This is a genomic window from Shewanella sp. SR1, assembly GCF_020447145.1.
Lineage (GTDB): Bacteria > Pseudomonadota > Gammaproteobacteria > Enterobacterales > Shewanellaceae > Shewanella > Shewanella baltica.
In genome coordinates this window covers 143467-162838 of record NZ_JAJAEF010000003.1, presented here as the reverse complement: position 1 = coordinate 162838, position 19372 = coordinate 143467, and the positions used below count along the sequence as shown (strand labels likewise).

The following is a 19372-nucleotide window of genomic DNA, read 5'->3' as shown; positions in this document are numbered from 1 at the left end:
AGAATATATCACATGTTAGATCCTAAATTTTTGCGCAACGAATTAGAAGTTACCGCTGAGCGACTGGCCACCCGTGGCTTTATTTTAGACATAGCTCACCTCACTCAATTAGAAGAAAAGCGTAAGTCACTGCAAGTGGCTACCGAAGAATTACAAGCGTCGCGTAATGCCATCTCCAAATCTATTGGCCAAGCTAAAGCCCGTGGTGAAGATGTTGAAGCGATAATGGCGCAAGTGGGCGATTTAGGTTCACAGCTGGATGCCAAAAAGATTGAACTGGCGGCTGTGCTTGAAGAAGTGAATGCCATTGCCATGTCAATGCCAAACCTGCCAGACGAATCCGCGCCAATCGGTGCCGATGAAACGGAGAACGTTGAAGTTCGCCGCTGGGGCACGCCACGCACTTTTGATTTCCCAATTAAAGATCATATCGATTTAGGCGAAGGCCTAAACGGTTTAGATTTTAAAAATGCAGTGAAAATCACTGGCTCACGTTTCATCGTGATGAAAGGCCAAATTGCCCGTTTAAACCGCGCCATTGGTCAGTTCATGCTGGACTTGCACACCACAGAGCACGGTTATACCGAAGCCTATGTGCCGTTACTGGTTAATGAAGCAAGCTTACTGGGCACAGGTCAACTGCCTAAGTTTGGTGAAGACTTATTCCACACTAAACCTGCCACCGAAGAAGGCCAAGGCTTAAGCTTGATCCCAACTGCCGAAGTGCCATTAACCAACTTAGTGCGCGATAGCATTGTTGATGAAGACGAGCTGCCAATTAAGTTAACCGCGCATACCGCATGTTTCCGCAGCGAAGCGGGCTCATACGGCAAAGATACCCGTGGTCTGATCCGTCAGCATCAGTTCGATAAAGTTGAAATGGTGCAAATCGTTAAGCCGGAAGATTCAATGGCGGCGCTCGAAGCGCTAACCGGTCACGCTGAAACTGTATTGCAACGTTTAGGTCTGCCGTACCGTACTGTGATTTTATGTACTGGCGATATGGGCTTTGGCTCAAGCAAAACCTACGACATCGAAGTCTGGTTACCGGCACAAAACACTTATCGTGAAATTTCTTCTTGTTCAAACATGAAGGATTTCCAAGCACGTCGTATGCAAGCACGTTACCGCGTGAAAGCAGATAATAAGCCCGCGTTACTGCATACTTTAAACGGTTCCGGTTTAGCTGTGGGTCGTACCTTAGTCGCTATTTTAGAAAACTATCAAAATGCTGACGGCAGTATCACAATCCCTGAAGTGCTGCGTCCCTACATGGGCGGCTTGACTCAAATAGGCTAATGGAACGCAAAATAATACTATGGATAAAGGCCAGCGCTATCTCCGTTGGCTTTCCTATACCGCTGTCATTGCTGTATTTTTTGCGGTGATGTTGGCGACCATAGGCAAAGCCGTCTGGGTTGTGCTAGAAAACGTCAAATAACCCTATTAACTTTGTTCAAGTAAAAAGAAAGGCATGTTTCCCAAGGGAACATGCCTTTTTGTTTGTGCCATATTGATGTTCAATGCTCATATTTGACGCTTACGTTCAATATTGAGTTAAGTGTGATGACTTAACCTATACGATTAAATGCATTTAGCTGGCTTTGGCAGGCCCGCAATTTTGGTAGCTTGTTTTGCTGGCCCAATAGGAAACAAGGTATATAAGTACTTTGAATTGCCTTTGTCTGGCCCTAAAGCTTGGCCAATAGCTTTGACTAATACGCGAATAGCAGGGCTCGTTTTGTATTCAAGATAAAAATCGCGAACAAAGTTAATCACTTCCCAATGGGCGGGCGTAAGCATGATTTGCTCTTCTGCCGCCAATAGTAAAGCCATATCTGGTTGCCAATCGTTGAGATCTTTTAAATAACCTTGATGGTCACGGGCGATTTCTGCGCCATTAAATTGCAATGGATTTACCACGTTATCACCTTGTCATGGAGTAATGATTGAGCCACAAACTCATTGTAATCGATAAGCGTCACGTTCTTTAAACGCTCAGATAGGCCGCGTGCGACGACATCGTCTTTTAAGACCATGAGCTTGAAGGGCGATAATGCCATTGCCCATTGACGCAGCAGTAACGCGTTCACGCCATCGCTCGATAGTAGAATCGCATCTTCCTTACAGGCGTAACGTAAGCAGAGTTTCAACGCACTATCTCGGCTGGGAGATGTTTGAATATGATGTAAAATCATCAGAATACTAAGACCTCATCCACCCGTTTTAAATGGGCTGCTATGGCTTCATCGTTGACCACAGTAACAGGAACTGACAGTAAGCCATGGCTTAAGCCGTAGTCGGCTAAGGATTGCTTACAGACAAATACCGACTCGATATCGTACAGCGGCAGTGCTTTAAAGGTAGAGATGTAATCTTTAGCGCCGATAAGCTCAGGCTGTTGATCTTTAATCAAATGCAGCACACCTTCATCGACAAACACTAAACTTACTTCTTGCTCAAAGCTAGCGCTTAGCAGGGCGAGATCTAAACCTTCGCGGCCACGAACAGTACCGTGTGGCGAACAGCGAAATAGGATACACAATTTTTTCATAGTCACCCTGAGAGTTAAAAACTGATCAAACGATCGGCCGATTCAATGCCGGTGACAAGCTCGCCTAAACCGCCCATGATAAATGACTCGCCCACATTCCAGTGGCTTAGGCCATTCTCGCTAGCATCTTGCTTGCTTACAATCCCACGGCGCAGCGCTGCTGAAACGCAATTGACTAACGGGAACTGATGGGATTGCGCGAGCTTTTTCCAGTCACTGATCACATCGTTTTCATCGGAGGCGGGTAAGCTTAAATCTGTGGAGTTATACACGCCGTCTTGATAAAAAAACACACAGATAATCTGATGCCCAGCCAAAAGTGCAGCTTGGGAAAAGCGTAAGGCGTTAACACTCGCCGACGTGCCATAAGCGGGCCCGTTCACTTGGATAATAAATTTGCTCATTTAAAATAAAAATGGCCCAAAAAGTAGGGCCATTCTAACGCAAGTTAAGCTAAAAATCGCTAACTAGGATTAGTCATCGTTGCCTATGCCCATAAGGTGCAACAGCGCGATGAAGAGGTTTAAGAAGTCTAGGTATAATGAGATAGTTGCGCGAATGTAGTTCGTCTCGCCACCGTTCACAATACGGCTAGTATCAAACAGGATAAAACCTGTCATTAATAATGCAATACCGGCATTAATCGCCATAAAGGCAATGCTGTTACCCATAAAGATGTTAATTACGGCAGCGGCAATCACCACAATCAAGCCAGCAAACAAGAATCCACGTAGAAAAGAGAAATCTTTCTTAGTGGTCACAGCATAGGCTGATAACGCAACGAAAATCACTGACGTTAACCCCAGTGCTTGCATGATCAGCTGTGGACCGTTTGCCATGCCTGCATAGTGATTCAGCATGTAGCCCAGTGACGCGCCTTCCATACCAGTAAAGGCAAATACCCAGAAGATACCCGCTGCAGACTCGGCTTTACGTAAGGTCACAAACAACAGCACTAGGCCACCAATGGATAAGCCAATGGAGAGTAATGGACTGATATTTAATGCCATTGCCAAGCCCGCGCACAGGGCAGAGAAGGCCAATGTCATAGACAACAGCATATAAGTGTTTTTAAGAAGTTTGTTCACTTCCAGTGTTGACGCACTTGTCGAATATAAGGTTTCTTGGGTCATGTTGATCTCCGTTGACACATTTCCAAACTGATCATTTTGATTATTTACAGCACACTAAGTTCCCGTAAAATCCTAAAACGAACTTAACTGCATTCATGATACCGTACCTGAGATACGGGTGAAAGTCATAGAACCATGAATAACAAATTGTTAATCTTAAAAATTTTGCCTCATCTCACAGATCAATCTTAAGTGCTAAGCGCTGAGGATTGAGATGGCTGCATCCGTATCTTTATCCACTCAGCACATGAATGCTTGGTTAAAACTTAATTGGCTTGATAAATAGGCCTGCTGAACTTAGGTGCACTTACAGTAAATTTCAAGTTCAATGTTAATTTCAATGCCGATTTCAAAGACAAGTCCAATGCTAATTTCAATGCCAAGTATAAGGACTAGATCAGCATATTGAGTTTAAACCAAGCTTAAGCCAGCCACTCTTTATGCAATTTTTCAGTATCGCCCAGATATTCCAGCACCCAAGCGAGCGCAGGCGACATCTTGTCGGCATTCCACGCGAGACAGCATGGACTAGTCTGCTTAGGATTTTCTAGCTGTTTCTCAACCAGCGCACCCGCTTTAATAAACACACTTGCTAAGTGCACTGGCATATAACCAACGCCTAAACCTTCGCGGAAACAGTTAATGGCGCGGATCCAATCGGGGACAACAAGGCGACGTTGATTTTCGAGCAGCCAAGTCATACGTTTTGGAATTTCCCGAGAGGTGTCTTCTAGGCAAATCGAGGGGAAAGGGCGCAGCTCATCGTCGCTTAGCGGACGGTCAATATTGGCCAATGGATGATTTTTGCTGACTAAAAAAGCCCACTCAATATCGCCCATGTCTTTATATTGGTACACGCCGCCGACCGGAATTGCGGTTGTTGCACCAATTGCAATGTCACTGCGGCCCGTGGCAAGTGCTTCCCAAACGCCGTTAAAGACCTCAATGCGAATAATCAATTCAATATCATGGAAATGCCGATAGAAGTCAGCAATCAATACGCTGATCCTATCGGCACGGACGATATTATCCAGCGCGATGGACAAGGTCGGTTGCCAACCGTTGGCTACGCGCTGCGTGCCACGCTTCATCTCGTCCATCTGCGTAAGCAAGGTTCTGGCTTGCTTAACAAAATGTTCACCCGCAGGCGTTAAGGTTACGCTGCGATGGTGACGTTCGAAAAGAATGACGCCGAGTTCTTCTTCTATTTGCTTGACCGCGTAGCTCACGGCAGAGGGCACTTTATGCAGCCGATTCGCCGCCGCGGTGAAACTTCCTACACGAGCCACAATATCTATGAGTTCTAGCGCTTGTTCTGAGAGCATAGCTGACGTCCGTTCCAATGAAAATAATTGATAGCACAAGTCAAAAATAAACGTTTCCAATAGATTTAACAAGTCATTAGACTGCACGCTTTAGTCAATCCGACCCGATTATTTTATGAAAACGTCTAGTAACACCTTTGTAAACATAAAGTTCTTTATGTTTCTATTCTATTTAGCCATGTTGAGCATGCTCGGCTTTATTGCCACTGACATGTATTTGCCTGCTTTCAAAGCAATTGAAGGCTCGCTTAACAGTACCCCGTCACAGGTGGCGATGTCGCTGACCTGTTTCCTGGCGGGTCTTGCCTTAGGTCAGCTACTTTATGGCCCCTTAGTCAATAAAATCGGCAAACGTTGTGCACTGATTTTTGGCCTAGTGCTATTTGCCGTTGCCAGCGTGTTTATTGCCAACAGTGATTCTATCCTAATGCTCAATACCGCGCGCTTCTTCCAAGCGATTGGCGCCTGTAGTGCAGGGGTTATTTGGCAAGCGATTGTGGTTGAACAATATGATGCTGATAAAGCCCAAGGTATTTTCAGTAACATTATGCCACTGGTCGCATTATCGCCTGCATTAGCACCGATCCTTGGCGCTTACATTCTGAACGAATTAGGCTGGCGTGCAATCTTTATCTCTTTGTGTGTTATCGCTTTTCTACTGATATTGATGACCTTGTACTTTGTGCCAGGCAAGCGTCAGCATACACACAGTGAACATGCTGCGGTATCTTATGGGCAAATTTTGAAAAACACCCGCTATTTAGGCAACGTCGTGATCTTCGGCGCCTGTTCCGGTGCTTTCTTTGCTTATCTAACCGTATGGCCGATTGTGATGGAAATGCACGGTTATCTGCCAACTGAAATCGGCCTTAGCTTTATCCCGCAAACCATCATGTTTATTGTCGGTGGTTATGCGAGTAAGTTACTGATAAAACGCATTGGTGGGCATCAAACGCTGAATATCTTGTTGTCGATTTTCGCAGCCTGCGTTATTTCGATCATCATGTTCACGCTGATTTTCCCAGCAAGCACTATTTTCCCACTGCTTATTTCGTTCTCGATTTTGGCCGCAGCTAATGGCGCCATTTACCCGATAGTCGTGAACAGCGCGCTACAGCAATTTAGTCAGAATGCCGCTAAGGCCGCAGGATTACAGAACTTCTTGCAGATCAGCATTGCCTTTGGTGCATCTAGCTTAGTCGCTATGTGGGCAAGCCTAGGTGAAGTAGCGATCGGTTGGGGCATCCTATGTTGCGCTATCTTAGTTGTGGTCGGCTATGTGCTGAAGAGCCAACAAGGGTGGGGCGATTTTGCCAAACATTTCACGAAGCCAGATCCCGCACGTGTTGGCATAGTGGCCGATGTGAAGCAAAATCCAGCGGATTGAGTGTAATAGCAACAATCGGCACATAATTGAGAGTTAGTGCTTTACAGTCAACACACTTACTTATATTATGCGCCTCGTTCGGAGGGGTGGCAGAGTGGTTTAATGCACCGGTCTTGAAAACCGGCGTGGGTTTATAGCCCACCTAGGGTTCAAATCCCTACTCCTCCGCCATATTTAGTCAAAAAGCCGCTAAGCAATTAGCGGCTTTTTGCATTTTAGCTATTCTAGCTTTGAGTTTCTGATTCGAAACGCAGCGCCTCCATCATAGTTTACCAACAAGGCCATCAGCACTGATGGCCTTGTTGGTTTTTGTCATTTAACTCTAGATTTGCTCATTCAAGATGATGCACTGACAATCTCAGCGATCATTACACTTTGGGTAATTTGTGTTGGATCATGGCCAGCGCAAAGGCGTTCCAGTCTGCATTAGCATAGCTACTCACCAGATCCCGCAGGATTGTCGGTTCGCTGGCGTTATCCACCTGTTGCGAAGTTATCGACAAATTCAGCGCATTGCAGTAATCCTGCCGCTCCACCACAAAAAACTGCTTCTTGTAGGGGAGTAACAATGTGCTCTCAGCTTGCGTATTAAAATCACGCGCGGCTAAATAGCCAGTAAACCAATGATTAAGTAGCGTCTCGCATTGCTTAGTGTGGAATAAGTTTCCCCAATCATCCCCGAGTATGGCTTGACCCGACAGGACTCGCTGGCAATGATAAAAATCGATAAAGCCTAGCTCACGAGCAATCACTTGTTGGCAATGCTTTAACTGGAGATCTGAGTGTAAGATACCCAACTTCGCTATTAAGGTTGTGACTCTTTGCTTGGCTGACGGCTCACCCTGCTGACAAGCTTTGAGCAGCTTCTTAGCGCGAATTTTGGTTTCATTTAATGCGATAGCACTTGAGTCTTTCATATTGGCTAACTTCATTTTGCATTACCTCCATGACTGACTCTATTTGCTTGCGGCACGTGAATGAAAGGCCAAATACTGATGATCAATAAACTCAAGAGACAAGCTAAGATGTCCGCGATTGGAAAGGCCATCCATAACTCAATCAAAGCGTTTGGCATGATCTTAATGTTTAATGCACCTGTGATAAATGAAATATCTGTGAAGGATAGTTGAGGTAACAGAACCAGCAGGGGCAGTAATAAACCATAGATTTTTATCCCAGATAATAGCAATGCAAGCTTAGGGCGGTTTGTGCCTTGATACACAGCAATCGCAATACCTGTGATCCCCGCCAAAGGTAAGGCGATAAACGTCACACTCGAAATCTTAACACAGGCGGCAATGAGTGCGAGGTCATCGGTGAAAACACCAAATACTGAGGTAGGAAACCCCATAAATATGATTGTCACTACACTCAGATAACAGCAGGTCAAGACGATTCCCCATTTAGCACACGCTAATACCCGAGAAGATGCCATCGCCCCATAGTTATAGGCACTGATCGTTTGTGCTGCACTGGTGAGAGCCATGAGCGGCAGGGCGATAAAGATATTAAAGCGTCCGATCAAACCATAAGCGCTAATCATGTACGCGACCTCATTCGCTGCTGGCGTATTGGGCACTACATTGGCTAAATGACTGACTAAAATATGATTTACCAATGAGATCACGCAGGCAATCCCAAGATATGACAATAATATCGGGCTACCCAAGCCAAGAATCGCTTTTATCTCAGTGAAGTTGAGCTTTATCTGCTCCATTCTAAAACAAATGGGCTGGGCAGCTTGCCTATGAAGCGCCTGCTTATTGGCAAAGCGGTTATTGGGGACAAAATAGACGACGGCGATAAATAGACTCACACACTGGCCCGCCACCGTTGCCCACGCCGCACCACTTACGCCCATCTCCAATACGGCAATAAAGAGTGTATCGAACAGAATGTTCATAACCGCCGACAACAAGATAACCAGCAGCATCACCACGACTTTGCCTTGTGCTCTGAGTAAATCGCCGCTAAGGGATAACAAAAAGGTGAACAGACTAAAACAGAGAATGGGTTGTAGATACTCTGTAGCAGCTAAGGCAAGTGTTGAGCTTACCCCAATAAACGCTAATAGATTATCGAGCTGGGCGAGTGAAACGACAGTGACGATCACGCCGCAACATAGGGCTAACGCGAAACCGGTGTTCGCGATTTGACTCGCCTTATCAAATTCGTTTGCCCCTAAAAATCGGCTCACTAAGGTCGCAGTCCCATTTCCTATCATGCAGGCTAAAGCGAAAATCATCATTTGTAACGGGAAGGCAATCGTTACCCCAGCCAATGCATCGGCGCCGATGTATTTCAAAATAAAATAAGAGTCGACTAAGTTGTAACTGCCGCTGAGCATCATGGCGAATGCCATGGGTAACGCAAAACGTAAATACAAAGTAGGGATAGCTAACGTACCTAAGGACTCTGTTGACTGAGAGCCTGAGTGATATTTCCCGTGGGAGGCTGTTTCGGTGGCTGCTAAGGGCACAATGTCAGAAGGTTCAACATTGATACTGGCGGGTTTGAAAGTGTTGGCGGTTGCATGTTTCACAAACAATTCTCCTAAGTTTATTGGCATTCCGCTAAGCCAAACTTATTTGATTGCTGTGGGTTCGATATGAAATCGATTCGCAACGCTGTTAATTTATCAGAGTGATATCATCTTTTGCGGACAGGCTTCTCTGCAACCTGCACGTATTATTCTCACTCATCCGCTCGATGTCAATCACCAGATTAACCACGCCCCCCAAAAAATCGCCACAAGCGAAACTTTTCAACCCTTTAAGTGGGATGAAAAGGCCTGCCTAACTTTGGTGAGCCAATGGCAGATAAGCAACCTTTACTCGTTCCAAGTGGTGAGTTTTGGCCATTGAAAGCCCAAGTTGAAGGGGTGAAATACCGAATTGTTAACCATGATACTGACCAGTGCCTCATTACCAATGCCAAGGGCAATGTCAGCGTTAGCCGTTGTGACGATAAAGCCAGTACTTGGGTGGTTGATCCCACCAATGACGGACTTTATCGATTTGCTAACGTGGCCGAAGGCACCTTTCTCACCCAAGAAAATTGCCAAGACAGTGAAGCCTTGGGCGTGAGTGCTGCGCCTTGGGTTGCTTCCCGTTGCCAACGTTGGTCAGTGGATGCCAGCCATGATGGCTGGTTCCGTTTTGCCAATGAGCGTTCTATTCAAAATCTGCAAGCCGCCAATTGCACTACCCAAAAGGGCGCAGCTGTGGTTACCTGTGAAAACCGCGTCAGCGATTGTACTGACTGGCGGATTGAACCGGTATCTCATTTAGCGATTGTAAATGCCCACAGTGGACGAGTGGTGTCGGCGCAACAATGCGACGTTAAAGCCAATGCCAATGTGGTTCAACATGAATATACCGCCAATGCCTGCCAGCAATGGCAAGCAACATCCACCAGTGATGGTTATTACCGCCTGCAATCGAAGCAGCTAACGGCGAACAAACAAGCCCAATGCTTAGTGAGTGTTGATGGCAACTTGCAGCTGGGTGGTTGCGAGCAGGCGGACAGTGAATGGCGAACTGAGTTTATGCCAAATGGTTCACTGCGTGTGGTATCGCGTAAGGGCGGTTCATCGATGAAAGTGGCAGGCGAGTCCTATGCCAATGGCGATAATATCGTTGAGGATGTCTGGAAAAATACCATTTCGCAGCAGTTCTATTTCAGAGAGGTGAAATAGCAACAAATAGTTTGTAACGGGTGCTTGAAATGTCGTTTGAGTTGAGGTCGCTTAACGACATCTTGGTTGAGCCAGCGTTGCTCGGCGCTAAGCAGTAACTGATTCAGTTACTGCTTTTTTTATGTCTCTACCACTGGCTATTCGCCTGCCAAATTAATCGAATGGCCAACAGCGTCAGTACAATGCTAAAAGCCGTTTGAAAATGTTTATCGGCGACACGTTTCAGCATTTTAAACCCAATCCACGTGCCTACGGTGCCGCTTAACATCATGCACACCAACAGCGGCCACCAATTTGCTAGGGACACCCCCATGCCTTCAAACACCACAATTTTAGCCCCGTGCTGCAGTGACATCGCCATGGCAAAGGTTGCGACGGTGCGAAAACGGTCAACTTCCAATTGTTTAATAAACGCCGCAACTAATGGCCCAGTAGCGCCTGCAAATAACGAGATAAACGTGGTTATGGCGCCTGCGGCAAGCGTCCCTAAAGTACCAAGCACCATTTTTGGCAGTTTGGGACCCCAACATGAATAAAGAATAAATGCAGCAATGGTGAGGTACATAACTGATGGTGGCAGCGCCACCAACACAACACTCCCCAATAATGCCCCTAATATTGCGCCGGGGAAAAATGCCGCTATAAGTCGCCATTCGATATAGCGCCAGCCTAGAGCAGCACGGCCACCGTTCGAACCCAATTGCACCACGCCATGTAATGGAATAATCAGTTGCGGCGGTAACACTTGTGCCATCACGCCTAAAAGCATAACGCCACCACCAATGCCAAAACAGGCCGTAAAAAAAGAGGTAAATGCGGCGCTTAGGGTGAGTAGGGCAAATATATCGACGGGGATCGCATCAAAGAAAAACCATGAAGAGGGCATAAGTCGTATTCGAAAAATGTGAGGGTGCTAACAGTAGCAAAATCGCCTGAGGCTTTCAAAGCTCATAAGCTGCCACTTAGCACAGCCTTGAGCCATTGGATGAGATGAAAAAATAAAGCGGCTTTGATTTAATCAATCTGAGCCGCTTACGATTATCCATGTGACTCAATTTATTAAGATAGATTCTTAAATGGTTTCTTGAAATAATTTCTTAAAATGCTTCTTTAGAATGTTTGTTTAGCTGAGCGCTTGCGCTTAACTTTTAGGAGTAATGCGAATGATAAACTCATCATTACCCTGAAGTTTAATTTCCGTTTTAGCGGATAAAACCACCCAATCCAACCAGTATTGCCATAGGTGAGCCCAACATGGACTGGCTCATCACCAGCGCAAAACATTCATTAAGTGCTGAAGTGGTTCATACTCTCATGATGAGGTGTCTGTACGTGAATAATTGCGGGCAAGCATAGCCAAAACGCTAAAGCATTCACGTAGGAAGAAAATTAAGCCCATAAGGGTAGTTTTTCCAGATTGATAATAATTTCAACGAGAAAGGTCATTTTCATTCGAACAAATATTTTCATTGCGAAGATAAATTACCACATTATCGGCCCTAATCCCTTTCACACAATGCTGCGCACAATGTATATTATGTTAAATATTACTAATGTTTATTATATTTCACCCGGGTGTGTTCGTGGCCACTCAGAATGAGATTTCGCGGCAGACTGAGAATTCCTCTTATACTTATATCTAGAATGTAATCTAACCTATTGATACTTATGCACCATTCAATCAGAAGTCTTCTATCGTAGATGCGAGTTAGGAGCTTCAATGTGTAGAAATCTCAACTCATGTGATATGGATACCGTTTTACTAAATCTCCATACCCTTGAATAACATGGTTATTATGTAGTGCCTGAGATTCTCAATCTGTGTGGCCGTAAACAATAAGCCATGGCTTACTTAGTTACTCTATGCCTTTTAAATGATCGATTGGTTTATTGAATGCACTTTCATGACGTTCGATTTGGCTTGTGTGCAAATACTGCGATGTGGTGTCGATACTTTCGTGTCCAGCGTCGGCTTGTACATGGGATAACGGTCTGCGGTTGATATTGATATCGTGCGTAATGCCTGTGTGGCGAATATTATGGGCCGTGAGTTTACGCATTTGCGCACCGTCTTGTGCAAAGCCATCGGCCTCAATACTTTCTGCCGCCAGATTGATAATACTTTGAATTTCATCGCGGACTTGACGAATGCCAAGATTGGCATTGAGGATTCCGACATCTCGACCGCGGCCAGCGGCTTTGTGCCGTACAAACAAAGGATGGTTCTCGTTTGGCGCTGGATAATCTGTTAATCCTAAAAACTGACGATATTTTACTAAAGCATCGAGTAAAGCTTTTGAGATTGCCACGCTGCGCCTTTTACCGCCTTTACTCAATGGAATATGAAAACTCCAAATACCCGTTTGTTGATTGTGCTTAAACTGATCCATCACCGGTGAATAACCTGCACGTGCAGACACATCTGAGATGCGTAAATAGCAGCAATAAATCAATGAAATCAGAAATAAACTTCTTTGATGTAATTCTGGCGATGCTTCTGCCAGCGCGGTTACAGTTGCCATAATGTATGACCACTGCAATTCAGTGAATGCGAGGCTGTTTTCCTCTTCATGACTCTGGCGCTGATATTGCCGATTGGCCGCGAACCGACTGTGATTCAGCCAGATCTGCGCAGGATTACGCTCACAATATTCTTCGCTTGTCAGGTACGAGTAAAACGAAGACAAAATGGCCATTTTTGTTTTTAACGCATTGTCGCTTAATGCATAAGGCTGGATTTGTCCGAGTCGTTTTTTACCGACAAATGGCCGCCATTGCGGGTTTGGAACCCGTTCATCATGCATTTTATCAAACTTGAACTGCGGCACATTAAAATAGCCAATCAGTGCTATGGGCGGCGCTTGGCAGTAATCAACGTAATGGCTCATGTCTTTGCGTGTGACTTCAATGGGCGACATTGAAACCACATCAAAACACCAATGCAGAAACGTAGTGAGCTCGCTGCGATAGGCTTTATAGTTGTTTTCGTTGTGCTTTTGTTCAAACAACCAATCACTGGCGTGCTCGATCACTAAGCCCGCATCAGCCACCTTTTTCATGCTGATTTGGGTGATATATTGGTTAACAACACTATTGCCAACTTGTATGAATTCAAATGAGTCAAATAGCGGGATTACTGGAGGAAGTTGCATATCACATCTGAATTATAAGGGTTTCTTATATGATAATACTTAAACGCAAATGCCGATAACGTTATTTATCGGCATCAAGATAGGTCAGATTTTTAGTGCAAGTTGAAAACGTACATTGCTGACACGTAATGCGCTTTTGGCAACAAATCAGGCATAACTGCCACACTTGCTGTTTAGATTGACTGTCCAAGCACCTAAAATCTGCCGCACAGAGGTGTCCATCCTGTATAAGCTGTCCCAGTTTATGGGTTGAAATCGATAAATTAATCTGCTGACTCATGCCCTTACCCTCCTATCATTGTGTGATATTAACAGAATACACAAATGATAACCGTTATCAACAACTCGGTTGGAGGTTTGCCACTCACCTCGCTATTTAATGTAAGATTTTGCACTTCTTTGAAATGTGTCTACTACACTGATTATGTGATCATTATTTTTATTTGAATGAGGTATCGGATGCTGATTGATCTTGCAAAGAAAAACCCGCTGTTTTCCGGTAAAAAGCCTACCGAGACAACTGAGTCAGGTATTCCTTGGAAGGTATTAGTGGTCGATGATGAACCTGATGTTCATACCGTCACTAAGCTTGCCCTCTCCCGCTTTAAACTCGATGGCCGCGCCCTCACCTTTATCAATGCCTACAGTGCTGAGCAAGCAAAAGAGTTACTCAATCAAGAACGTGATATCGCCATCGCCTTTATTGATGTTGTGATGGAGAGTGATCATGCAGGCTTAGAGTTAGTGAAATGGATCCGTGAAGAACTCCAAAATAAAACCACACGATTAATCCTGCGCACGGGCCAACCTGGTCAAGCACCTGAAGAAGACGTTATCGTCAATTACGATATTAATGATTACAAAGCCAAAGCTGAACTCGATTCCCGTAAACTCATGACCAGCGTCTACTCTGCCCTTCGCTCCTATCGCGATATTATGGAAATTGAGCAAGCAAGGCGTACCCAAATCAACCACCGTAAAGGCTTAGAAAGAGTACTAGAAGCAACATCTGGATTATTTGAGCTGCGCACCCTGCATAAATTCGCAGATGGACTGCTTACTCAAGTCGCCACCCTGCTCAATCTGGATTCAGAAACCCTACTGCTAACGTGCAATGCTATTGATGCGATCAGCGGTCATCTTGATCCCGTGAATATTGAGATCCTCGCGGGCACAGGCCAGTTTTCCAATAAAAACCATATTACTCAATTGCCGGAGCATATCGACCGCTTACTGCGCAATGCGCTCACTCAAAAACGCTGCCTTTATGAAGACAACTGTTTTGTCGGTTACTTCCCCACAAAAAGTGGGTTAATCAATCTACTCTATATGGATAGTATTGATAAAATTGATGATCTTGATAAGAAGCTCATTGATATTTTTGCCATCAACGTCGGCGTTGCATTTGAAAACTTGCTGCTCAGTCAAGAAGTTGAAGATACCCAATCTGAGCTCATTCTGCGTTTAGGGGATGTGGTTGAAAGCCGCTCAAAAGAAGCCGCCAATCACGTGAAACGTATGGCGGAATATTGCTCCCAACTCGCTTTACTCGCTGGTTTACCTGAATACGAAGCCGATTTACTGCGCCGCGCCTCACCTATGCATGACATAGGTAAAATAGCGATCCCCGATGCGGTTCTGCTCAAACCCGGTAAGTTAGACGATGAAGAATGGCAAGTCATGCGTCAGCACCCTACGATTGGTCATCAGATTTTGGCGAATTCAGAGCGCCCTATCCTCAAAGCTGCATCGATTATTGCACTGCAACACCATGAAAAATATGATGGTTCTGGTTATCCCGCCAATTTAAAACAAGACGAAATTCATATTTTCGCGCGGATTGTGGCTATTGCAGATGTGTTTGATGCACTTTCCCATGCACGCTGCTATAAAACAGCTTGGCCTTTAGAGGAGGTGTTAGCTGAAATGCGTAAAGGCGCCGCAAAACACTTTGACCCACACTTATTGCAGCTTTTTATCGATAATGTGGATATTTTTGTCAAAGTAAAAGACAACTGGAAGGACAATTAAGCTGCGCTAACCAGAGGTAATTGTCCGAATGCTTTGAAGGCAATGTAACGAATTATCAAGCTAGTCTTAGCCATTGTCATCAGCGAGAAAATCAAACACTGCCGTTTTAGTTTCGCCATTAACGTTGAAACTAACAAAGCCGCGCCAAACCATATAACCACTGCTACAAGAGCCATATACCATTTGACCAATATAAGTCATTTCGTCGGTTTGCTTCACATTTACGGGAATAACGCCCATAAACATATCTCTTCCTTCTAAGCGGATTTGCACATCGGTAATGGGCGAAGACGCTAATAGCGTTAATGTTAATGGCTTTTCGCTCGGTGCATTTGCTGGCGACAGACTAACAGTGAGTTTGATATCGCCCACTTGTTTAACACAATCCCCTGCCGAAAATTGACAAAGTGAAGGATCAAGACTGCTTTTAAGTGTGACTTGCTTAGCATCTTCAGTGCAAGCTGTGAGATTGAAGAGAATTAACGCGATGAATAAATAGGGATTAGGACGATTTAGCACAAAGATTAACCTTATGACGCAATATGTTAACATTCTATGGCGTAGGTTGATCTAGATCAACTTTCTACACCCCTTCTTTGGTATCTTTTTTGATATTGCTCAAGTATCATTGCGAAACCTCATATTTGAGCAAAAATATGCAGGGTAACGCATTGACATGACTCAGCAACCTGAATAGGGAAGCTGAGTTTTATGTCATTTTATAACAGGTAAAGCTTGTCTTTACTAAAAGTAAAAGTAATAAGCAGTGGAAGCATTATGATGAACCATTCCCAGCCAACAGGCGCTGATTACAATTACGCCATTGTCCGCCAATTTGCCTTAACCACAGTTTTGTGGGGTATTGTTGGTATGTCAGTCGGCGTATTAATTGCGGCTCAGTTAATCTGGCCTCAGCTGAACTTTGACACTCCTTGGTTAACGTATAGTCGCTTGCGACCATTACACACCAATGCGGTGATCTTCGCGTTCGGTACATCAGCCCTTTTTGCAACATCCTATTATGTCGTACAACGCACCTGTCAAACCCGACTATTTGCACCTAAGTTAGCCGCATTTACGTTTTGGGGATGGCAAGCCATCATTCTGTCAGCAGCCATCACTTTGCCAATGGGTTTCACCCAAGGTAAAGAATACGCTGAATTAGAATGGCCTATCGATATCGCAATTACTATCGTTTGGGTGTCCTACGCTATTGTGTTCTTCGGTACTATTATCAAACGAACGACTTCGCATATTTACGTGGCGAACTGGTTCTTTGGTGCCTTTATTATTACCGTTGCCGTACTACACATAGTTAACTCTATGGCAGTACCAGTCAGTCTGTTCAAGTCATACTCTCTGTATAGCGGCGCTGTCGATGCTATGGTGCAGTGGTGGTATGGTCACAACGCTGTAGGTTTCTTATTAACCGCAGGCTTCTTGGGGATGATGTATTACTTCGTACCTAAGCAAGCGGGTCGTCCTGTGTACTCTTACCGTCTATCTATTGTCCATTTTTGGGCTTTGATCGCACTGTATATTTGGGCTGGTCCTCACCACTTACATTACACAGCTTTACCTGACTGGACTCAGTCTTTAGGTATGGTGATGTCACTGATCCTATTCGCACCTTCTTGGGGTGGTATGATTAACGGTATCATGACCTTGTCTGGTGCTTGGCATAAACTGCGTACTGACCCTGTATTGCGTTTCTTAGTCGTTTCTCTGTCTTTCTACGGTATGTCTACCTTCGAAGGTCCGATGATGGCAATTAAGACAGTTAACGCACTATCACATTATACAGACTGGACTATCGGTCACGTTCACTCCGGCGCGCTAGGCTGGGTTGCAATGGTGTCTATCGGTTCTCTGTATCACTTGATCCCTGTATTGTTTGGCCACGGCCGTATGTACAGCATCAAGTTAGTCAACGTCCATTTCTGGTTAGCGACTATTGGTACTGTGCTTTACATCGTCTCTATGTGGATTTCAGGTGTAATGCAAGGTCTGATGTGGCGCGCAGTGAATGCTGACGGTACTTTGACTTATAGCTTTGTTGAAAGTCTTGAAGCTTCATATCCTTTCTACTTTGTACGTTTCCTTGGCGGTTGTTTCTTCCTGACCGGTATGCTGATCATGGCATACAACGTGATCCGTACTGTGAAAGCCTCTAAAGATTCATTGCCAGCATTGGCTGAACCAACAGCGGCTTAAAGGAGCAAACTCGATGAAATTTAATCATGAGATAGTTGAAAAAAACATCGGTTTGTTAGCGATCTTTACCGTTATCGCTATCAGTTTCGGTAGTCTGGTTGAAATCACACCGTTGATTTTTCAAAAAGATACGACTGAGCCAGTTGAAGGTTTAAAGCCATACACTGCCCTGCAAATTGAAGGCCGTGACATCTATGTTCGTGAAGGTTGTTATAACTGTCACAGCCAGATGATCCGTCCTTTACGTGCAGAAACTGAACGTTATGGTCACTACTCTGTTGCGGGTGAATCGGTTTGGGATCATCCATTCCAATGGGGTTCTAAGCGTACAGGTCCTGATCTTGCCCGTGTTGGCGGTCGTTACAGCGATAAATGGCATGAAGTTCACTTAATCGATCCTCGTGCTGTAGTACCTCAATCGAATATGCCAGGGTTCCCATGGTTAGCCGAAAACAAGTTAGACGGCGAACTGACGGGCGATAAGATGACTATCCTACGTAACATGCATAAAGGCGGTTACAAAGGTAATGATCTTTATACCGATGAAGAAATCGCAGGCGCGCAGCAAGCTGTTGCAGGTAAGACAGAGCTGGAAGCCTTGATTGCATATCTTCAGTCTTTGGGTCACGCACTCAAATAAGGAGGCAATATATGGATTACGGCACATTACAAGGCATTTTAACCATCATTGTGATGCTGACCTTCGTCGGTATATTTGCTTGGGCATATAGCTCGCGTCGTCAAAAATCATTTGATGAAGCAGCTAACCTTGTGTTTTCCGATGAGGAAGTCAGCAAGGTATCGAAGGACTCAGGAGAGAATAAGTGATGAGTAGCTTCTGGAGTGTTTGGATTACCGTACTCTCGTTAGTCGTGATCGCGGGTTGTTTTCTATTGCTCCGAGTGTGTTCTAAGAACACCACCGGCGTAAAAGAAGGCGAATCCATGGGTCACAGTTTCGACGGTATTGAAGAACTCAATAACCCACTGCCAAAATGGTGGAGTTATATGTTCTATATCACTATCGTGTTTGGCTTGATCTATCTAGCCTTATTTCCTGGTTTAGGTAACTACAAAGGCCTTTTAGGCTGGACGAGTTCTAACCAAAGCATTGGTACTGAACAAGGTATTAAAGCCGATTCTGCCGCAGCCATTGAGCTTGCAGCAAAAGAAGGCCGTTATGTTCAGTATGACCAAGAAGTAAAACACGCTAGTGAAAAATATGGCCCAATCTTCGCGGCTTACTTGGCAACACCACTAGAAGAATTAGTGAAAAACCAAGAAGCGTTGAAAGTGGGCGGCCGTTTGTTCCTACAAAACTGCGCACAGTGCCATGGCTCTGACGCACGTGGTAGCAAAGGCTTCCCTAATCTCACCGATGGTGACTGGTTATATGGTGGCGACTTAGCCACGATTAAAACCACGATCATGGGTGGTCGTCATGGCATGATGCCGCCGAAAGGTGGTTTGCCAATCGATGACAGCGAAATTGCGGGTTTAGCTGAATACGTTGTTAAATTGTCTGGTCGTGAGCACGATGAAACACTCGCTGCTCAAGGTCAAGGCTCATTCATGAAAGGTTGTTTCGCGTGTCATGGTATGGACGCTAAAGGCAACAAATTCATGGGTGCTCCAAATTTAACTGACGATGTTTGGTTATATGGCGGTAGCCGCGGCGTGATCGAAGAAACCATTAAACATGGTCGCGCAGGTGTGATGCCAGCGTGGAAAGACGTTCTCGGTGAAGAGAAAGTTCACGTAATCGCAGCTTATGTTTATAGCTTGTCAAACAAGTAATTAGATATGAGTAACGCTAAGGCCTCGAAGACTTCGAGGCCTTTTTTTTAAAGTGCTAATACCAGCTTTTAACGGTAAAATGG

Annotated in this window: 21 protein-coding genes and 1 tRNA gene; 10 read left to right on the top strand and 12 right to left on the bottom strand. The window is 45.0% G+C overall.

All coding sequences use genetic code 11. The features are described 5' to 3' along the window. The first annotated feature begins 12 nt into the window (after positions 1-12). Together serS and KV201_RS22510 are read left to right on the top strand one after the other, a co-directional pair. Positions 13-1299, top strand: a complete 1287-nt coding sequence (gene serS, locus KV201_RS04165) for a serine--tRNA ligase (RefSeq protein WP_226058592.1) — start codon at positions 13-15, stop codon at positions 1297-1299. A 19-nt stretch (positions 1300-1318) separates the two neighbouring features. Then, positions 1319-1441: a hypothetical protein gene (locus tag KV201_RS22510; RefSeq protein ID WP_006081643.1), complete on the top strand. Its 123-nt coding sequence runs from the start codon at positions 1319-1321 to the stop codon at positions 1439-1441. 143 nt (positions 1442-1584) lie between these two features. Here KV201_RS22510 and KV201_RS04160 read toward each other — a convergent pair whose 3' ends face one another. The 6 genes from KV201_RS04160 to punR form a co-directional block, all read right to left on the bottom strand. After that, entirely contained in the window at positions 1585-1923 is a 339-nt protein-coding gene (locus KV201_RS04160; RefSeq protein WP_226058591.1) for a TusE/DsrC/DsvC family sulfur relay protein, read from the bottom strand. Then, positions 1917-2198, bottom strand: a complete 282-nt coding sequence (gene tusB / locus KV201_RS04155) for a sulfurtransferase complex subunit TusB (RefSeq protein WP_006081641.1) — start codon at positions 2196-2198, stop codon at positions 1917-1919. Before tusB ends, KV201_RS04160 begins: the two co-directional genes overlap by 7 nt. After that, a complete protein-coding gene (gene tusC, locus KV201_RS04150; protein ID WP_012089236.1) occupies positions 2198-2554 on the bottom strand; it encodes a sulfurtransferase complex subunit TusC in 357 nt (118 codons plus the stop codon). The genes tusB and tusC overlap by 1 nt, the downstream gene beginning before the upstream one ends. A 14-nt stretch (positions 2555-2568) precedes the next feature. Next, positions 2569-2958 (bottom strand): sulfurtransferase complex subunit TusD, encoded by a 390-nt coding sequence (gene tusD, locus KV201_RS04145; protein ID WP_226058590.1) that lies wholly within the window; start codon positions 2956-2958, stop codon positions 2569-2571. Positions 2959-3027: 69 nt separating this feature from the next. Next, entirely contained in the window at positions 3028-3687 is a 660-nt protein-coding gene (locus tag KV201_RS04140) for a Bax inhibitor-1/YccA family protein (protein ID WP_006081638.1), read from the bottom strand. 422 nt (positions 3688-4109) lie between these two features. Then, a complete protein-coding gene (gene punR, locus KV201_RS04135; protein WP_011846842.1) occupies positions 4110-5012 on the bottom strand; it encodes a DNA-binding transcriptional activator PunR in 903 nt (300 codons plus the stop codon). A gap of 115 nt (positions 5013-5127) precedes the next feature. Here punR and punC point away from each other — a divergent pair, with 115 nt between their 5' ends. Beyond that, positions 5128-6399 carry a purine nucleoside transporter PunC gene (gene punC / locus KV201_RS04130; protein ID WP_226058589.1) on the top strand — a complete coding sequence of 424 codons (1272 nt, stop codon included), beginning with the start codon at positions 5128-5130 and terminating at the stop codon, positions 6397-6399. Between the two features lie 80 nt (positions 6400-6479). Further along, positions 6480-6570 (top strand) — tRNA-Ser (locus KV201_RS04125). 197 nt (positions 6571-6767) lie between these two features. Here KV201_RS04125 and KV201_RS04120 read toward each other — a convergent pair. Together KV201_RS04120 and KV201_RS04115 are read right to left on the bottom strand one after the other, a co-directional pair. Next, positions 6768-7331: a hypothetical protein gene (locus KV201_RS04120; RefSeq protein WP_226058588.1), complete on the bottom strand. Its 564-nt coding sequence runs from the start codon at positions 7329-7331 to the stop codon at positions 6768-6770. Beyond that, positions 7328-8941, bottom strand: coding sequence for an MATE family efflux transporter (locus KV201_RS04115; protein ID WP_226058587.1), 1614 nt, complete (start codon positions 8939-8941; stop codon positions 7328-7330). Before KV201_RS04115 ends, KV201_RS04120 begins: the two co-directional genes overlap by 4 nt. Positions 8942-9211: 270 nt before the next feature. On the opposite strand from KV201_RS04115, the gene KV201_RS04110 reads away from it, so the two are divergent. Further along, a complete protein-coding gene (locus KV201_RS04110; protein ID WP_226058586.1) occupies positions 9212-10096 on the top strand; it encodes an RICIN domain-containing protein in 885 nt (294 codons plus the stop codon). Between the two features lie 127 nt (positions 10097-10223). On the opposite strand, the gene KV201_RS04105 is transcribed toward KV201_RS04110, so the two are convergent. The 3 genes from KV201_RS04105 to KV201_RS04095 form a co-directional block, all read right to left on the bottom strand. After that, entirely contained in the window at positions 10224-10982 is a 759-nt protein-coding gene (locus tag KV201_RS04105; protein ID WP_226058585.1) for a sulfite exporter TauE/SafE family protein, read from the bottom strand. A gap of 970 nt (positions 10983-11952) precedes the next feature. After that, entirely contained in the window at positions 11953-13248 is a 1296-nt protein-coding gene (locus KV201_RS04100) for a site-specific integrase (protein ID WP_226058584.1), read from the bottom strand. A 61-nt stretch (positions 13249-13309) separates the two neighbouring features. Continuing rightward, positions 13310-13528 (bottom strand): hypothetical protein, encoded by a 219-nt coding sequence (locus KV201_RS04095; protein ID WP_126491965.1) that lies wholly within the window; start codon positions 13526-13528, stop codon positions 13310-13312. A gap of 179 nt (positions 13529-13707) precedes the next feature. Between KV201_RS04095 and KV201_RS04090 the strand changes: the two genes are divergently transcribed. Next, positions 13708-15279 carry a DUF3369 domain-containing protein gene (locus KV201_RS04090; protein ID WP_226058583.1) on the top strand — a complete coding sequence of 524 codons (1572 nt, stop codon included), beginning with the start codon at positions 13708-13710 and terminating at the stop codon, positions 15277-15279. Positions 15280-15345: 66 nt separating this feature from the next. Here the strand turns inward: KV201_RS04090 and KV201_RS04085 are convergent, their stop codons facing one another. Then, a complete protein-coding gene (locus KV201_RS04085; RefSeq protein ID WP_012587699.1) occupies positions 15346-15798 on the bottom strand; it encodes a hypothetical protein in 453 nt (150 codons plus the stop codon). A 258-nt stretch (positions 15799-16056) separates the two neighbouring features. Between KV201_RS04085 and ccoN the strand changes: the two genes are divergently transcribed. The 4 genes from ccoN to ccoP are packed head-to-tail and all read left to right on the top strand — an operon-like array spanning position 16057 to position 19289. Beyond that, a complete protein-coding gene (gene ccoN / locus KV201_RS04080; protein WP_006081607.1) occupies positions 16057-17493 on the top strand; it encodes a cytochrome-c oxidase, cbb3-type subunit I in 1437 nt (478 codons plus the stop codon). 13 nt (positions 17494-17506) lie between these two features. Next, complete coding sequence (gene ccoO / locus KV201_RS04075) at positions 17507-18133, top strand: cytochrome-c oxidase, cbb3-type subunit II (protein WP_006087156.1); 627 nt, start codon at positions 17507-17509, stop codon at positions 18131-18133. 11 nt (positions 18134-18144) lie between these two features. Continuing rightward, positions 18145-18321: a CcoQ/FixQ family Cbb3-type cytochrome c oxidase assembly chaperone gene (locus tag KV201_RS04070; RefSeq protein WP_006081605.1), complete on the top strand. Its 177-nt coding sequence runs from the start codon at positions 18145-18147 to the stop codon at positions 18319-18321. Beyond that, positions 18321-19289 carry a cytochrome-c oxidase, cbb3-type subunit III gene (gene ccoP / locus KV201_RS04065; protein WP_012587700.1) on the top strand — a complete coding sequence of 323 codons (969 nt, stop codon included), beginning with the start codon at positions 18321-18323 and terminating at the stop codon, positions 19287-19289. The genes KV201_RS04070 and ccoP overlap by 1 nt, the downstream gene beginning before the upstream one ends. Positions 19290-19372 lie beyond the last annotated feature (83 nt).

Coding starts and splice junctions, on each gene's coding strand:
- serS (WP_226058592.1), top strand. CDS start 13: ATGTTAGATCCTAAATTTTTGCGCAACGAATTAGAAGTTACCGCTGAG.
- KV201_RS22510 (WP_006081643.1), top strand. CDS start 1,319: ATGGATAAAGGCCAGCGCTATCTCCGTTGGCTTTCCTATACCGCTGTC.
- tusB (WP_006081641.1), bottom strand. CDS start 2,198: ATGATTTTACATCATATTCAAACATCTCCCAGCCGAGATAGTGCGTTG.
- tusC (WP_012089236.1), bottom strand. CDS start 2,554: ATGAAAAAATTGTGTATCCTATTTCGCTGTTCGCCACACGGTACTGTT.
- tusD (WP_226058590.1), bottom strand. CDS start 2,958: ATGAGCAAATTTATTATCCAAGTGAACGGGCCCGCTTATGGCACGTCG.
- KV201_RS04140 (WP_006081638.1), bottom strand. CDS start 3,687: ATGACCCAAGAAACCTTATATTCGACAAGTGCGTCAACACTGGAAGTG.
- punR (WP_011846842.1), bottom strand. CDS start 5,012: ATGCTCTCAGAACAAGCGCTAGAACTCATAGATATTGTGGCTCGTGTA.
- punC (WP_226058589.1), top strand. CDS start 5,128: ATGAAAACGTCTAGTAACACCTTTGTAAACATAAAGTTCTTTATGTTT.
- KV201_RS04120 (WP_226058588.1), bottom strand. CDS start 7,331: ATGAAGTTAGCCAATATGAAAGACTCAAGTGCTATCGCATTAAATGAA.
- KV201_RS04110 (WP_226058586.1), top strand. CDS start 9,212: ATGGCAGATAAGCAACCTTTACTCGTTCCAAGTGGTGAGTTTTGGCCA.
- KV201_RS04105 (WP_226058585.1), bottom strand. CDS start 10,982: ATGCCCTCTTCATGGTTTTTCTTTGATGCGATCCCCGTCGATATATTT.
- KV201_RS04100 (WP_226058584.1), bottom strand. CDS start 13,248: ATGCAACTTCCTCCAGTAATCCCGCTATTTGACTCATTTGAATTCATA.
- KV201_RS04095 (WP_126491965.1), bottom strand. CDS start 13,528: ATGAGTCAGCAGATTAATTTATCGATTTCAACCCATAAACTGGGACAG.
- KV201_RS04090 (WP_226058583.1), top strand. CDS start 13,708: ATGCTGATTGATCTTGCAAAGAAAAACCCGCTGTTTTCCGGTAAAAAG.
- ccoN (WP_006081607.1), top strand. CDS start 16,057: ATGATGAACCATTCCCAGCCAACAGGCGCTGATTACAATTACGCCATT.
- ccoO (WP_006087156.1), top strand. CDS start 17,507: ATGAAATTTAATCATGAGATAGTTGAAAAAAACATCGGTTTGTTAGCG.
- KV201_RS04070 (WP_006081605.1), top strand. CDS start 18,145: ATGGATTACGGCACATTACAAGGCATTTTAACCATCATTGTGATGCTG.
- ccoP (WP_012587700.1), top strand. CDS start 18,321: ATGAGTAGCTTCTGGAGTGTTTGGATTACCGTACTCTCGTTAGTCGTG.